The organism is Dyadobacter soli (assembly GCF_900101885.1).
Lineage (GTDB): Bacteria > Bacteroidota > Bacteroidia > Cytophagales > Spirosomataceae > Dyadobacter > Dyadobacter soli.
In genome coordinates this window covers 251,875-268,914 of the sequence record NZ_FNAN01000005.1, presented here as the reverse complement: position 1 = coordinate 268,914, position 17,040 = coordinate 251,875, and the positions used below count along the sequence as shown (strand labels likewise).

Annotated in this window: 8 protein-coding genes; all 8 read right to left on the bottom strand. The window is 52.5% G+C overall.

Annotated features, from left to right (window positions below; translation table 11 throughout):
- Positions 1 to 25: 25 nt before the first annotated feature.
- The 8 genes from BLQ88_RS09555 to BLQ88_RS09520 all read right to left on the bottom strand — a co-directional run bounded on the left by BLQ88_RS09555 (position 26) and on the right by BLQ88_RS09520 (position 17,034).
- A complete protein-coding gene (locus BLQ88_RS09555; RefSeq protein ID WP_090148736.1) occupies positions 26 to 3,079 on the bottom strand; it encodes a SusC/RagA family TonB-linked outer membrane protein in 3,054 nt (1,017 codons plus the stop codon).
- A 574-nt stretch (positions 3,080 to 3,653) separates the two neighbouring features.
- Complete coding sequence (locus BLQ88_RS09550) at positions 3,654 to 4,619, bottom strand: DUF1735 domain-containing protein (RefSeq protein WP_090148977.1); 966 nt, start codon at positions 4,617 to 4,619, stop codon at positions 3,654 to 3,656.
- An 11-nt stretch (positions 4,620 to 4,630) separates the two neighbouring features.
- Positions 4,631 to 6,427: a RagB/SusD family nutrient uptake outer membrane protein gene (locus tag BLQ88_RS09545; RefSeq protein ID WP_176884957.1), complete on the bottom strand. Its 1,797-nt coding sequence runs from the start codon at positions 6,425 to 6,427 to the stop codon at positions 4,631 to 4,633.
- A 10-nt stretch (positions 6,428 to 6,437) separates the two neighbouring features.
- Positions 6,438 to 9,599: a SusC/RagA family TonB-linked outer membrane protein gene (locus BLQ88_RS09540; RefSeq protein ID WP_229212644.1), complete on the bottom strand. Its 3,162-nt coding sequence runs from the start codon at positions 9,597 to 9,599 to the stop codon at positions 6,438 to 6,440.
- Positions 9,600 to 9,618: 19 nt separating this feature from the next.
- Positions 9,619 to 11,469, bottom strand: a complete 1,851-nt coding sequence (locus BLQ88_RS09535; protein WP_176884956.1) for a RagB/SusD family nutrient uptake outer membrane protein — start codon at positions 11,467 to 11,469, stop codon at positions 9,619 to 9,621.
- A 13-nt stretch (positions 11,470 to 11,482) separates the two neighbouring features.
- On the bottom strand, positions 11,483 to 15,025 hold the full coding sequence (locus tag BLQ88_RS09530; RefSeq protein ID WP_229212643.1) for a SusC/RagA family TonB-linked outer membrane protein: 3,543 nt from the start codon (positions 15,023 to 15,025) through the stop codon (positions 11,483 to 11,485).
- Positions 15,026 to 15,183: 158 nt separating this feature from the next.
- Positions 15,184 to 16,242: a FecR family protein gene (locus BLQ88_RS09525; RefSeq protein ID WP_090148733.1), complete on the bottom strand. Its 1,059-nt coding sequence runs from the start codon at positions 16,240 to 16,242 to the stop codon at positions 15,184 to 15,186.
- An 84-nt stretch (positions 16,243 to 16,326) separates the two neighbouring features.
- Complete coding sequence (locus BLQ88_RS09520; protein ID WP_090148731.1) at positions 16,327 to 17,034, bottom strand: RNA polymerase sigma factor; 708 nt, start codon at positions 17,032 to 17,034, stop codon at positions 16,327 to 16,329.
- Between the last annotated feature and the right edge of the window lie 6 nt (positions 17,035 to 17,040).

Below are 17,040 nucleotides of genomic sequence, written 5' to 3'. Positions count from 1 at the left end.
TTTTAAAAATTTCAGGACCAGGCCGTTAGAATTTAGCGTTCAATCCGAATGTGATTACCATCGTAGCAGGTGTGATACCTGTTCCGCCTGCCGCGAGACCGGTAGTTTCAGGGTCAACACCGTTATATTTGCTGCGGTATTTCGCCCAGATGAACGGCTGCTGAATGCTTGAATAAAGGCGCAGCGATTCCATTCCCAGTTTTTTAGACAATTCCGGCGTAAAAGTGTAACCTACGTTCACGTTTCTCAGCTTCACAAACGTACCGTCGAAGTAAGTGAGTGTGCTGCCGTAAACCGGGAATTCCTGGTTGCTTTTTGGACGAGGGAATTCGTTGGTCGGGTTGTTGGGCGTCCAGTAGTCCACTTTCATTTGCTGATAGCGGCCTGCCAATGCATTGTTGTTCCGGTGGAACTCGCTGCGGATCAGGTTACCTACGCGGGCAAAGAAAAAGAACGAAAGGTCAAACCCTTTAAAACTCAAACGGTTGGTGATACCGCCGCTAAAATCAGGCACATCGGAACCGATGATTTCGCGGTCGTCCGCATTGATCTTGCCGTCACCATTGATGTCTTTCAGTTTGATCTGGCCTACTTCACTGTTCACCGCTTTTGCAGCATCCGCTTCGTTGGTTTGCCAGATACCGATTTTCCGATAGTCATAAACCGTGCTGAGCGGACGACCTATGAACCAACCGTTGCCTATGTCGTCAACCTTGCCATTGTAGAGTGACAGGATCGCTTCTGTATTTTTAGTAAATGTAAAATCAGTAGTCCATTTGAAACCGCCCGACGAGTTGATGTTATTCGTGGTGACGCTCAGCTCAAAACCCCGGTTACGTGTTTCGCCAACGTTACGTGTAACGGCCTGATATCCCCTTGATCCGGGCAGTTGGTCCGATAGCAGCAAAGCGGTGGTATTGGTTTGGTAAAATTCCACTGAACCTTGCACCTTTCCACGTATTAAGCTAAAATCCAAGCCTACGTTGGAAGTAGCCGACGACTCCCAGCGCAGATCAGGATTTCCGATCCTGTCGCCGCGATAACCATAAGCCGGATTCGTGTTCCATGCATAACTAGTCCGGCCAAGGAACGCCTGTGTCTGATAAGGAGCCAAGCCGGTATTACCTACTTTGCCCCAACCGGCACGAATTTTAAGCAGATCGATCCAGCTAACGCCTTTCAGGAAAGTTTCATTGGCCAGGTTCCAACCTACCGCAACGCCGGGGAAGTTACCATACTTACTATTTTCCCCGAAACGGCTAGATCCGTCGCGACGCATCGTTACTGTCAATAGGTACTTGTCATTATAGTCGTAATTCACGCGACCCATGAAAGAGTTGATCTGCCATGGAAGGAAGCCGCTCGTAGGAGAGAATATGGTCGTTGCCGCTCCGAGATTGTAAAACGATTGCGCCTCCACCGGAACACCCTGAACACTCGCGCTAAAAATTTCTGCGCGATCTTTCTGGAAAGAATGTAGTAATGTCACATTCAAATTATGCTTTCCTGCGAAAGTTTTATTGTAATTGATAATATTTTCCAAAGTCCAGTTGAATGCAAACCCTTGTATCACTTTCGCCTGGGTATCGCCTCCTTTTCGAGCGTTTGTTTGTGAGCCAATAAACCTCCCATAACGGCTGAGGGTAAAATCGGGGCCAAAATTGACGCGGTATTTTAAACCCGGCAGAATATTGAACTCGGTATAAAGACTATTGAAAATACGGTAACGCTTGTGTTCCGCTATCTGCGCGCCTGGAACCAGTTCCGCAAGCGGGTTGGTCAGCAACGCATCATTGGTTGGCGAGAAAATCAGCTTGCCGTTATCGTCATATGGTACGGCCAACGGATTTTGGTTGATCGTCATTCCGTAAGTATTGAGGGAGTCACCGTTGCGGATGCTGTTCATCATATAAGAAGACAAACCAACCTTCAACCATTTGTTTACCTGATGATCAATATTCGAGCGTAGTGAAAGACGGGTAAAGTTTGCCTCTTTCACCACACCTTTATCACGGAAGAAACCGCCTGAAATGTAAAACTGCGTACGGTCGTTCCCACCTTGCACACCTATTGAATGGTTCTGCATAACACCGGTTTTCACGATGAGATCCTGCCAATCGGTGCTGGTTCCGTTGGCGATACCTTTTGCAACATTAGGGTCACCGCCGAGTACCGCCACTTTCGCATCGGCCTCCGCATTGATTACGCCGGTCGGGATTGCGTTACCCGCGGCATCCTTGTAGCCGCCGGTAGCACGATAGGCTTCACGGACGAATTCCGCAAACTCGGGTCCGTTAAACAGTTCTACTTTATCCAATGATTTCGAAACCCCCACATAACCGTCGTAGCTGATAGTCGTTTTGCCCTTCTGTCCGCCGCGCTTGGTGGTCACGATCACCACGCCGTTCGCACCGCGTGAACCGTAGATCGCCGTGGCGGTTGCATCTTTCAAAACCTCCATCGACTGGATATCGTTGGGGTTCATATCTTCATAACCTCCGGCCAGCGGGATACCATCCACTACATATAATGGGTCGTTACCGGCATTGAACGAACGACGACCACGGATCAGGATTTTCGGAACAGTACCTGGCTTGGAACCCGCCTGCGTCACGTCCACCCCGGCTGCGCGGCCCTGCAAGGCCTGCCCGAGGTTGGTAATAGGCATTTCATTGATTTCTTTTGAACCCACCGACGAAATAGCACCCGTCAGCTGACTTTTCTTTTGCGTACCATAACCCACCACCACCACCTCGGTCAATATCTTCTGGTCACTCGCCAGCACGATATCCACTATACTTTTGTTACCAACAGTAACTTCTTGCGTCACGAAACCTACTGCTGAAAATACGAGCACCGCATTATCTTCCGGAATACTCATCTTGAAAGCACCGTCGACATCGGTGTTCGTCCCGGTTTTACTCCCTTTCAGTACCACCGAAACACCGGGAATAGGAAGGTTGTCCTCTACGGACGTTACCTTTCCTGAAACTGTCCTGTCGATAACCCTGATGGACGGATTTGAAGGTCTCATTGCATAGACCTGCCCTGTAAAACCCGTCATCACCGCACCAGCCATTGCCCAACGCATCATACAGTGGCCAATACTTGTAAAGTTTCTTTTCATACGCATTGATTGTTTAACCATTAATAGTAGTTCACCATAAACTGTCAATTCTGACGATCACTCGATAGATTGCCCCTTACAAATAATTATATTTTTTCTTGCAATAGTTACAAATATGCGCGCGGTTACTTAGCACAGATTTGTAACCAATCTGTTGAAATATTTTATTTGGAAAGAGCTTAGGGACGAAAGGTATTTTTTGATTTCTGCCAACAAGCTTATTTGAACAATTCCAATAAGCCTATTAATTGTATTTATAATACAATTTTGAAATCAATCGGAGAATAGAGATTCGGGGAGAAAAACGAAAACGAAAGACGAAGTTTATTTATGCAATCGTTATCGGGAACGTTGCCAAAATAGGCGGGTTCCAACATTTTATTATAAGATATTTGCAAAAACAAATACAAAAATGCCATATCCGCCTGATAAACCTTTCTTAAATATTGCACTTAAACAATATTAAGTAAGAATTTTACCAAGCAGATACGGAGCAAAATTTGCTGACGAAGTGGTAACCTGACACCTATTTATAATGGTCCGGATTCTCATCCTGCCACTCGTTCACACCGTCACGGATACGGTTACGGAAAGTAAGCGTATCCTGAGCGAAGGAGGTGGTACCATCCTCATTTTCATATTTATAACTCAAAAACAATTTGCGCTCCTGCAACAGCTTCGCGCGGTTGAAAGTACTCGCGCCATCGGGCTTTACTTCGATGGAGGAACCGTCGGCTTTGCTGATTTTAATGGCATTTCCGTCGAGTGTGATTTTGAATGATCCTTCCTTATCGCTGACCATGTTCGTCACGAGCGCGTCGGGGGCCACTGTTTTCAGTTTAAAAATCTTGGCTTCCGGCGACGGGATCGTCGTGTAGTACCTGACGGTGTTCACCACCTTGCCTGTGGCGTCCTTCACGGTCGTCACGCCGCCGTGCCAGTAGTTACCGAAAAGCATATTCTCGTATTTGAGCGCCACCACGGCCGAACGTTTCGCACGTACGATCGAATCGGCGTCGGCGGAGGTGATGTAAAATGGAATTGCGTACCCGGCGCGGATCGTCGCGGCGTCTTTCAGAAACCGCGCCGAATCTGCTGTGATCACCACCGAGCCCATATGCGCACCGGCCTTGATCACCATTTTGGAATTGTCGGAAATGGTAAAATAGTCGGCGGGCATCGGTTTCAGCGTGTCGACGCCGCTCACCGCCTCCTTGACGTACCCTGCCCCCGCTTTCATCGCTGCGAGTGCATTGGCATTCACCAGCGACGCGTCCAATTGAAAGCCAACCACGCGGTCCTGCCGGTTCTCGCGTACCCCTGCGAGCGCGGCACCCACCTCTATGCGCATCCCCTCGCCCACCACGAACGTGCGCGCGTTGGTCTGGTACATAAAATACACCGACGTGTAATCGAAATCCTTGATATAATCGTCATAGCAGGCGCTCAGGGCCATGGTCAGCCCGAGGGCGACGGCAATTTTCTTTTTCATAGCATTCATATTTATTTCCAGGCCTCCCAGCCATCGTTTTGTACCAGGTTAGACATTCTCAGCATTTCGTCATAAGGGATCGGCAGGAATGCCGACGAATACGACCGCGTTTCCACCACTTCGTCGAGCTTGTATTGAAATGTACCGTCTGAATTGCGGGTGATTTTAGCCATCCGTACCGGCCTGTTCAAGTCCGTGAGATTCGTCGTCCAGCGGCGGATATCGAAAAAGCGCAAACCTTCGAAACACGTCTCGATCCGTCTCTCATTTTTGATAAATTCGCCGAAAACAGACTTGCCCTTCGCCGCGATTTCGGTGAAATAGGGATCGGTATCGAAGCCTTTTCCCCCGTCGGAGTTGTCTTTCCGGCGCAGGTGCTGCATCGCTTCCTTGGCCGACATACCATATTTGCCGCCGTCCGGCCCTTCCACCTGATTGGCCGCTTCCGCGAATGTGAGCAGCATGTGCTCCCACCGGATGAAGGACTTCGAATGCGGCTGGCGGTTGATCGAGTTGTCCGACCAGTTGAGTCCCATAAACACCATCTTTTTGATGTGGTAGTTGGTACGGCTGTTCACCGCGGGCCCCGCCGCATCCTTGGCATTCTGCCAGTTTTCGAAAGTGTACATCACGTTTTCCGAATTGATCCTCACGGCCTTGGCATTATTGTGGAAAATGGTGGCGTAGAAACGCGGGTCGCGGTCGGCATAGGGATTGGCGGGGTCGTATTTGCTGCGCGGATCGGTGATGGGATAGCCGTTTTTCATCGGAAACGCATCTACAAGGTCCTGCGTGGCCCCTACCGACCCTGTTCCCTGGAAACCGCCGGGGTAGAACATCCGCTCCATGGCGTCGTTGGCATTGTTATAGCGCGATGCCCACACAATGCCCGGATAGTTGGGATCGAACCAGTTCACGCCCTTTTTGACATTGAAGCCATTGGTAACGGCGTCGGTGGTCATTTTGAAGTCGATTACCTCTTTGGCATTCTGTGCGGCCAGGTCCCAGCGCGACCTATCGTTGGATGGATTGAAACGCGGGCTCGCCCAGGTAAGGTACACCAATGCTTTGATGGCCCTGGTGCTAATGCCGTCCATCCGGCCCCAGAAACGGCCGCCGGCATAGGCCCTGTCGTTTGCATTCTTGACGAGGAAATCGCGGTGGGCGATGGGCAGGTATTTGTAGGCAGAATCGCAATCCGCGATGATCTGCTTCACGCATTCCTCGTAGGTGTTGCGTTTGAGGTTCGTTTCCGCTTTCACGTCCACCGGTTCGAGCACGATCGGGAAGCCGAGGAGCTGGCCGTTGGCCGTACCGCCGAACTTTTGCAGCAAATCCCATTGGAACCACGCCCGCAATGCATAAGCCTCGCCTTGCAAGCGGTTTTTAACCAGGCTATCCAGGTGCGGGTCCACCAGGAAACGCGTATTGTAGCCCCGACGGTCTTTCAAAAACAGGTTCACGAGGAAAATAGCCCGGTAATCCCTGTCCCAATAGGTGCGGAAGGGGTCCTGGCTGGTGGGCAAGGAACCCAATGCAAAGCGGGTCAATGCGTGGGTGGTGCTGGTGATCACCACGTCGTCGGTGGCGCCATCGAGGTACACGCCCTCGTTATCGTTGTAGCCGCGGGGCATTACGTCGTAGTTTTGTCCCACAAGTCCCTGCACCATGTCCTGGTACTTCCAGATGTCCTCGGTGGTGCGGTTCCCGTTGGGGTAAGGTTCCAGATAGTCGACGCAGGATGTCAGTGCAAATGCGGCAAGCGCCAGCGACAGGATGTTTTTGATATAAAATGATTTCAAATGCATAGCTCTGGCTTTAAAATGTCAGTTTAACCCCGCCTGTAAATGTGCGGAACAACGGATAGCTGGTAATCCCCGAGTTGATCGACTCGGGATCCACATCTTTGATCTTCGAAAAAGTGAGCACATTGGCGCCGCGCACATACACGCGCAGGGCACGCGCACCGATGAGGTTACCCAGGCGAACGGGCACATTATAAGCCAGTTCCACATTCTGGATCTTGAAAAAACCGCCGTCACGCATCCAGAAATCCGAGGCTACGAAGTTGTTGTTCACCTTGTAATAGGTCAGGCGCGGATATTGCCCGTCCATATTCTCCTTCACGAAATTGGAGTAATTATTATCGCCCCAGCCGTTCCAGAAATACTTGTTGGTAAGCGGTATCTGGTAAAATGCGCGGCCGGTACCGATGGCGGTGAGTTCGAGGTTGCGGAAAGCCAGTTTCAGGTTCACTGCGTAGACCAGCCGCGGCGTGGTGTAGCCGATCTGCACCTGGTCGTTGTCGTCCACAATGCCGTCGCCGTTCCGGTCGAGGTATTTGAGGTCGCCGGCTTTGAGGTTGTCGTCGTAAACTTGCCGGATGACGCCGGGTTCCGCATCGGTCGCGAATTTACCGATGTAGGTCTGGCCCCAATACGCGTCCGCAGCCTTACCTACGCGCGTCTGATAATCGAAGCGGTAATTGGGTTCGTCCCATTTCAGGACTTTGCTGTTCTGCACGGTGGCATTACCGCCAAGCGAGAAACGCACGTCGCCCACGCGCTCCGTGAATTGCAATGCCATTTCGACCCCGAAAGTCCTGATTTTATTATAGTTATACCACGGCCGTGCACCTGACACCCCTACTACCAGCGGCAGCGTGTTGGCAAGTTGCGACACAATGCCGTCACGCAGTTGATTGAAATAGTTTATCTCCACCGAAAGCCGACGTTTCAGGAACAACCCGTCGATCCCGATGTTGAACTCCTTGCGTTTCTCCCAGGTCAGGTCGGGGTTACCGACGCGCCCCTGCGTGGTGCGGTATGCGAGGTTATCGGTATTGCTGCCGAACCATTGGCCGGTCGAGTAAGGACCAAATGCGGAACCGGTCGAGTTGACGGCCCAGCGATCCAGGTAGTAGAATGGCGGCAGGAAGCCTTCATACCCTAGCATTCCCGCCTCCGCCCTGATTTTCAGGTAATCGATCGCTTTCAGGTTTTTCAAAAATCCTTCTTCCGAAATTACCCAGCTCACACCGGCCGCCGGGAACATGGCATAGCGTTTACCTTTATCAAAGCTGTAAGTACCCGCGTAATTGAGCACGCCCTGGAATACGTAACGGTCTTTGAAAGAATACACCCCATTAAAAACCGCATTCTGCTGGCGCTGAGGCTCTTCAATACCGTTTCGCGTCGATTTGCCGAGGTAATAGGTAAGCCCTGCCTGAATGCTGTGAATGCCCCAGTTTTTTTCGTAGCTCAAATTTTCATACACCACAAAACGCTGCGAATAATAGTCGTGAAGCTTCGCCTGGCCGGCCATATCCACGCCGTCATGCACTTTGGAAAGGCGAATGGTATCCATGCCCGCGTCGGTTTTCCCGGGGGTAACGATATAGGCAATGTAATCCTCTGCCTTACCGATCCGCAGGCTGTTGAAGAGGTTGAAGCCGGCGTAGGTAGTCGATTTCAGGCCGGGTACCAATTCCCTCAGATCATATTCAAATGTGATATTGGAAGCACCCGTGCGGCCGGTTTCGGTGTAATAGCCATTGTGCATGAGGTTACCGATCGGGTTGGTCTTGAAATTGGAACTCACCCCGTACCAAGGCGCCACGGGGTTGTCGGCGAATGCGGCGTACACCGGAAATGCGATCGGCGGCGTGTTGGTAATGTCGTTGATGGCCGAGTTGAACTCCACCAGGTCGAGCGCGGTATTGGTATTGCCGTCTTCGTTGGTAAAGTTGGCGTTATACCCATAGTTGGCCGACCGCCGGAGCGTAAGCCCACCGAAAAAGTCGAACTTGACCTTGATCAGCGGGTTGATTTTGATATCGATATTCGACCGCACATTGATCCGGTTGTAGTCCGATTTCGCACCGATTTTGTAAATATCCCCCTCGCCATTGTAGCCCAGGTAGGCGCTGTACTGTACCGTCTCGTTCCCGCCCGTCGACGAAAGGTTGACCCTCGTGAATGGCTTTGAGTTTTTCAGCATCAGGTTACGGAAGTCCACGCTCGGGCGGTAAAGATCGTACGGATTGTTTTTCGCATATGCCGCAATATCGTTCTCGTTGTACAGCGGCGTGAGGGCACTGTTGGTTCTGGCGACGTTGTTCAGCTGTGCGTATTCCGCGCCCGAGGCCCAGCCGGGGAACCGGTCCACCACGCTTACGCCCTGTTCGGCATTCACGCTCAGCACGCGCTCGTTTACCTTTCCCCGTTTTGTTTTAATGTAAATAATGCCGTCCGCGCCCCGTGGGCCGAGCATTGCCTTACCTACAATGTCCTTGATGATCGTCACCGACTCGATTTCCTGCGGGTCGATCGGCATTTCGGTAATGTCGGTCGGGACGTCGTCGATGATAAAAATCGGGCTGCGGCCGCGGGTAGCGATACCGATTTTTTCGGTGATCCTGAAATTCCCGAGTTCCTCCTCGGCGGTCAGGCCGGGGGAGCCGTCGCGCTCCACCACTTCCAGACCATTCACCAGCCCGGCGAATGCATTGCGGAGGTCGTTGGTAGGGTATTTTTCAAGATCGGCGGTTTTCAATGTCACATAACTTCCCGTGGCCAGGCGCTTTGGCATATTCATAAAAGGCATCGGCACGGCGTCGTCGGGCGTGGCGAAGAGTTTGGCCTTTTTCAGTTCCACCACACTATTGGAAGCAATGTCGCCCACGAGCGAAACCGATTTGCTGTAACCATAGGACGAAACCGTCACAAAATCTTCCGGTAATGCTTCAAAAGTGAAATCCCCGCCGGCATCGGTTTCGGCATGGATCTGCCCTTCCCCCACTATCACCGACGCATTCGGGATCGGGTTGCCGTTCTCGTCGGTCACTTTCAGGCTCACATTTACCGGCTTCTGCTTTTTGGCAGGCTTGTCCTGGGCCAGCGCATTACCGCCGCCCAGCAGGCACAGCATTATCGTCCCGATAAGCCCCTGCCCTACATAATGCATTATTTTCTTCATCATTGAATTGAGCGTTAGGGATTTACCAAACTTCGTTCGGGGCGAAATTTTTCATCTTGTACATATCCTCCGTGTTGAACGGCAGGTAATACATGGCTTCTTTCCAGCGCACCTGGCGGTCGGCCGAGAGCGGCATGCGCACGTATTTGAAGCCCGTCGGGTAAGTGGTGCTCACAGGCACCTTCTCCACGTCCACGCGGTAGAGCGTGCCGCCCATTACTTTGGGCGCGTCTTTCCAGCGGCGGATGTCGTGGTAGTAATGGCCGCCCTCGAAGCACAGCTCGATGGTACGCTCGTTCTTGATGCGGTCGCGGAGCTTGTCCTTGCTCGTCGCGTATGCGGGCAGCACGTTGGGCATGCCTACGCGTGTACGTATGCGGTTGAGCGCCTGCAAGGCGGTCATGGACGCGCCGGGAGCCGAGCCGTTCGGCCCGTATGCTTCGTTGGCAGCCTCGGCGTAATTGAGGTACAACTCGCCCAGTCGAATCAGCGGATCGGTGTACTGCGGGGTCGTTTTGTTGTTCACGCTTTGCTCGCCCCAGGTTTTCCGCTCGTAGTAGCCGGTGCGGGTAATGCCTGCGTAGGACTGGTCGAGCAGCTGGCCGTAAATGGCGGCGCCGTCTTTGGTTTCGTAGTAGATTTTGGCATTGCCATAACCCGGTACCGGCGCGGTGTTGTAGATGATATCGATGTAAAAACGGGGGTCGCGGTCTTTGTAAGGGTCCTGCTCGCTGTAATGCCCTGCCGCCGTAGCCGCTTGCCGGTCGGCGGGCGTGTTCAACGGTTCGCCCCATTTCGTTTCGAATTTATCGACGGTATTCTGCGTAGGGCATTCGCCCGACCAGCCGGTTTTACCGCCACCGAACACCCCGTTCATCTGGCCGTTCAGGTCGCCGTTGTTGTAAGGCTTCGTGCCGGCATACCAAGCCCAGAGCTGCTCATTGGAATAAGTAGTACCAATGTAATTTTTCTTGTAATCGTCGAGCGAAAGCAGCTGGTAACCATGCCTTTCGGCGATCTGGATCGCTTCCCAATTGGCCTTCGCGGCATCTTCCCAGTCGACATTACCCTTTTCATTATTCAATGGGCTGGCCGCGTACAGCAGCGCCCGCGCTTTGAATGCCTTGGCTGCCACGCCGGTAGGACGTTTTTGTTCGGGGTTGTTCAAATGCCCCGCCACGCCCGGGCCCGGGTCGCGGCGCATGAGGCTCGCCTGCTCAAAATACATGGCGGCCGAATCCATATCCATCGCAATGCGAACCAGCGTCTCGCGTTTCGAGAGCCGCGGGATGTCCCATTCATCATCCTGGCCCAGCACGCTAGTCAGGTAAGGCATCGGCCCCCACAACCTGAAAAGCTCGAAATGCGCAAACGCCCGGATGAAATGCGCCTGCCCTTTGAAATCGTTGATATCGACCGGACTCGCGTCTTTCAGCATTCCGATGTTTTTCAGCGCGGTGTTGCACTTCCGGATAATGTAAAACATCGACCCCAGGATCGGCCTGCGCTGCGGGTCATAGGTCATTTTGTTGATGATCGCGGAAATTTGCCCGGTTTTGATCACCTGGGCATCCATCACCCGGCCCATATCGCTCATATCTGTGAGCGCTTCCAGGGTGTACTTCTGGTCCCAGAAGTCGAAGTAGAGGGAGTAGGCATTTTTGATATTATAGGCACGCCAATCTTTACCATCCAGCCGATTGCCCTCATAAATATCATCGAAGAACTTTTTGAAGTTTTCGTATTTGGAAAAAACGTCGTCAGGTGTAAGTCCCGACTCTGGTGCTTTGTCGAGATAATCTTCCACGCACGAACCAAGCAGCGCAATCAGCAGCACCGGTACAAAGAGTATCGTAATGAATCTTTTCATCATGAGTTGGTTTGGGTTAGAATGCAGCCCTGATGGCAAACTTCACGGTGGTCATTTGGGGGTAAAAACCCTGATTGAAATCTTTCCTTTCCGGATCGCCCTCGATGAGCTTGGTGAACGTCCAGAGGTTATTGCCGGTGACGAAAAACACCAGGTTCGAGGTACCGATCACCCGCCGGAGGAATTTGGAATTGAATGTATAAGCGGCATACACCTCTCTCAATCTCAAATAGTTGGAGTTGCGCCAGAACCGGTTTTTGATCATAATATCAAAGCCCCTGTCGGCCTCGCCGCCGCCCCAGAAGAGATTGTCGGTACTCCCGCCGCCGGAGTAATGCAAGGTGGCATGATTGGCATTCGGGTTGGTGGGCGTCCAGTAGTCGAGCTGCGAAGCGTGTACGCGCCAGTCGCCTTTGATGAATTCCACCTCGTAAGGCTGGTTGAACTCCACATATTTACCCACATTACCCTGGAACATAAAGTTAAAATCGAACTTTTTCCAGGAGAAACCCGCTGAGAATGAATAGGTGATCGGCGGATAATCCGAGCCCGGGATCGGGTATTTGTCCAGGTTGGTTACCTTACCGTCGCCATTGTAATCGAGGAATTTGTAATCGCCTACATTCAATTTTTGCAGATCGATCGCCGACACGTTATTATGAATATCGTCCACTGAAGTATAGTATCCGCTGCCGGTCAGCTCCACCCCGCTCAGCTGCGCGCCCAATGGCTTGCCGGCTGCTTTCTGGTAATCGAATGCGTACGGCAGGTCGTCCTTGAACAGAATGCGGTTTTCGTTGAACCCGAAAATACCCTTCACGAAATAGTTCAAACCCGAAGCGGTGTGGTTGCGGTACTCCGTTTCGATCTCGATACCGTGCTTTTTCAACCGGCCCAGGTTCAGCTCCTTGAATGAATTGCCCACCAGCATGGTGACGCTTTGCGGGATCAGCAGCATTTTCTTGCGGTGCTCGTCGAAAAGGTCGATGCCGAATGTGAAGGTGTCGTTCCACAGCCCCAGCTCGATCCCGAAGTCGCGCTTGCGGGCTTCTTCCCATTGCGAAACAAGGTTCGGGCCCAGATCTTCGTGAATGTAGCCCGCATTATCCTTGAAGAACTCGCTCAGGTACAGCCACCGGTTGTCGGCAATGTCGCTTCCTACCTTGCCGTCCGAATAGCGCAGTTTCAGTTTGCTGATCCAGGGTACACTCTGTTTGAAGAACTTCTCCTCCGAAACCACCCAGCCAACGGCCCCCGACGGGAAGAAACCATACCGCTTGCCCGGCGCGAAACGCTCCGAACCGGTGTAGCCGACATTCAGTTCGACCAGGTATTTGTTGGCATAATCATAGGTAGCGCGGCTCACGAGGCCCTGATTGTAATACGGGAAGTCGATCGTCTTGTCCTTCTGCTGACGGTTCACGAGCACCAGCCCGGTCACGCTATGTTTTCCAAACGCCCGGTTGTAGCTGGCCGAGAGTTCATAGTAGAAATCTTTGTAATAATCATTTTCCAACTCGCCTACATTGATATCCAGCGGCGATTGCTCGAAAACCTCGTTGCCCTGCCCCGCCCTGAACCACGGGTTTTCCTCGGTCCCGATCTTGTCGTAATTCAATTGGTATTCGGGAAAAGAGTAGCTGGCGGTAAGGGAGCGGTTGCGATAGTAGGTGCTCATGGACACCTTTCCTTTGACCGAAAGCCCTTTGGTGATCGCATCCAGTTTCTGGTCGAGAATGAGGTCGGTAAAAAGCTTCGAATCCAGGTATCGGTTGAAAGATCCCTGGTTCATGGAAGTGTAGGGGTTACCCGTAAACTCTCCGAAGTTCATGGCAAGACGGTCGCCGGTAGCGCCGGGATAATCCGGATCGGGCACTTGTTGGAGCACCCACGCCGGGAAATAAGCCGGGTACCGCGATGGCCCCGTCGAGTACAGGTTGCGCCAGGGCGAGCTGCTCGGCTGGTTCTTTACGCCGGTTTCACCACCTACATTGAGCGTCAATGTGGTGTTTCGGGTGAGGTTAAAATCGATATTGGTGCGGTAATTGAACCGGTTGTACCAGTAGCGTGTGTCGTCGTAACCTTCGTGATAGGCTTTGAAAAAATCACCCTGGTAAGCATAGCCCAGCGAGGCGAAGTATTTGACAAAATTGGTACCGCCCGACACATTGAAATTCGCATTGGCATTGGTAGCAAATGGCTTGGTCATCAGGTCGAACCAGTTAACATCCGGGTAGCGCAGGCTATTCAGCGGTGTCGACGGATTCCGGTATTCGTTCAGTGCGTATTGCGGGATGAGGTCGGTGAACTGCTGACCGTTCATCAGCGCCTGGTTGTACATCGACATCGTCTGGTAGGAGCTGATGTGATCCGGAATGCGCGTCGCCTTGGCCAGGCCATAGGAACCAGTGAAATCCAGTTTCGGCTTACCGATCGTGCCGCGTTTGGTAGTAACGATAATCACCCCATTGGCCCCTTTCGCACCGAAAACGGCCGTGGCCGATGCATCCTTCAATACCGAAATGGTGGCGATCTCGTTCGGGTCCATATCGCGAAAATCACGCTCCACGCCATCCACCATTACCAGCGGCTGTGAGCCATTCCAGCTCGAAAGCCCACGGATGACGATTTCGGAATGGTCGCTGCCCGGCTCGCCGCTTTGCTGCATCGTGAGCACGCCTGAGAGCTTGCCCGCGAGCGCGTTGGTGACGTTGGACGTGCCCGCACGCATGAGGGCTTTGTTATCGACCTGCGAAATGGCGCCTACCACACTCTCCTTCCGCTGCGTGCCGTAGCCCACCACGACGAACTCTTCCAATGATTTGTTTTCAGGTATCAGCTTCACGTCCAGCGACCTGCGGCCAGCCACCTGGATTTCCTGTGAAGTGTATCCTATATAACTGAATACCAATACCGAGGCATTGTTGGTGACCGTAATTTTGTATCTGCCGTCGGTATCCGTCGAGAGCCCGTTGAGGGTTCCCTTCTCGACTACATTCACCCCCGGCAGGCCGTTGCCATTTTCATCCCTGATCACCCCGGCTACCGTCACGGTCAGCGAAGCGATCGCATTGTCCATTACCTCGCGGAGCCGCTGGGCGTGATAGGCCTCCATCGACCCGGTGAATGTCTCCCGCTTGCCTACCGCCGACGATTTGAACACCGAAGTGCCGTTCAGCACCTCCGTAACCGCGTGTTTTTTGGCATTGGAGACATAAATGGTTTCGTTGACCCTGCTGAAACTGAGGCTCGTTTCCTGCGAAATGTGCCTGAGCAGCTTCCCCACGCTGGCCTGCGGGAAGTTAAGGTCGACGGTCTTGTCCCGCACGAGTTTCTGATCGTACTGGAAATTAAAATTGGTTTTGTCGTTGATCACCACAAAGGCATCTTCCAGCGGCACGTTGTGCAGATCGATGGAAATGTAGATTTTCTCAATGCTTTGCTCCTGGGCCTTGCCGTCGGAAGCCGACAGTAACCCAGCGAAAATGCATTGCAAAACCGTCCCGATAACCGCATACCTAGACATCGCTACAATTTGTCGTAGTAGTTTATATTGCATATTTTTGATCGTTTTGAATAGCACATTCATTACACGTGACTTTCCCCGTTACCTGATTGAGCGCCAACTCTTAGCACGGGAAAGTCACACGGACCGGTAATCAGCAATGGTTACCGGTTCTTTTTTCAGGAGGTATCAGCCTGCATAGGAGGTTTCGGTTATTGAAGTTTTACAATGCTGTTGTTCACTTTGTATGAAAACCGGTTGGGATAACTCATTACCCCGAGGATGTAATCGAGCGGTTTGTCCTGGAACTTGCCGCTGAACCGCCAGTCGGCGTCCATGCGCACACCCGGCGCCACCTCGAACTGCACGCCATACCAGCGTTCGAGTTTGAGAATGGTCGATTGAAAATCCGACTTCTGGAAGTACAGCATTCCGTCTTTCCAGCCGATCTGCTCTTTTTCGTCGTAGGTGCTCACAATGAGCTCGCCCGCTTCCTGCTGGAAAGTCGCCATTTCGCTTTTGCTCAGGAAGACACAGGCATTCTGGTCCTCGGAGCCTATTTTGGCATTTACCTTCACTTTGCCGCTCACCACCGCTACCTGCACGGCTTTGTTTTCGGGGTAAGCGCGGATGTTGAAGGACGTGCCTAGCACCTTGGTCAACACGTCGCCGGTGCTGATCACGAACGGGGCCTTTTCGTTGCGGGTAACATCGAAGAACGCCTCGCCGGTAAGGCTTACTTTCCGGATGCTTTCTTCAAATTCTTCGGGGTAGGAAATGCTGGAACCTGCGTTGAGCGTCACGCGGGTGCCGTCGGGAAGCACCAGTTTCACCTGCTGGCCATTCGCCGACTTGTGCTCAACCGGTACCAACGCAGCGGCAGGCACATTGTGCTTTGACAGGTAACGGTTCACCATAAAAAACGCTCCCACAAGCACGCAGGCGGCCGCGAGGAGTTTGAACACACGGCTTAACCCGATCCGGCGCGGCTGCGACGCGGTAGGTTTGTGCGCATCCGAAGCGGCGACGGACGATTCGAGCCGCTTCCATTGCTGCTCGATGTCGTACGATGCAACCGGCCTGTCCTGGAAATGCAGGGCAAGGACGATTTTCCGGGCTTTTTCAATTTCGGGGTGGCGGGATGGGTTGGCGAGAAGCCATTTCTCCCACAGATGGTCATTTTCGGGGGCGGTGCCGTTGAGCCACGCACGGAAGTCGTCGTCGAGGACGAAATCCTTGTAGCCAAACCGGTCGTATTTGTGCGCTTCCAATAGGATAATATTTATTCTTTACTTTGATAAAGCCAGAATAAATACGGAGTGACCCTCGACCGGTTAAATTTTTTGTAAAAATTTTTATATTAATTCCTTAACAACTTCTACATGCTCTGTCAGCACGGCGCCGGATGCCAGCAGCGAAAGATAAACGCCCAGCACAAACGGCACATCCCTTCCTTGCGGCGCGAGCTCTTCATTGAGCGCATCCAGTGCCTTGTAAATGAGCTTGTAAACTGCCCTGGTGGAGATATTCATAATCAGCGCGATCTCCCCGAACGACTGCTCGTTATAGAACCGGAGGTACAATGCTTCCTTCTGCCGGGCCGGAAGATTTTGAATCGCATTTTGTAATGAAAGCACATTTTCTTTGAGCGTCTGGTCGTGGATCATCTGCATTTCCACCGACAGTTCTACATGAAACAGCGAATCGTCGTCTTCGAGCGCAATCGTCATCGGGCTTGCCTTTGCCCTTTTCAGGATCAGCCTGCGAAGCGACGCCAGCAGGTAATTCCGGACGGAATCCGAGTTGCCGAGAAATGCTTTCCTCTCCCAGATATTCATGAACAATATCTGAATGCAGTCCTTCACCTCCTCGTCGTCCTTGTTGAACCGCAGCCCGTAATTGAGCAGCGACGGGTAGTAATGCCTGAATATCTGTTCAAAAGCTTCGCCGCTTCCGGCCCTGAGGCTATCCCAGAGCGGCTCATGCGCGGCCGGCTGGCGTGTGCCCGGTTGAGATGCTCCGGGGTCCGTTTCCCGGTTGTTAGTCAGGTTAATAGCTTCCATGTTCGC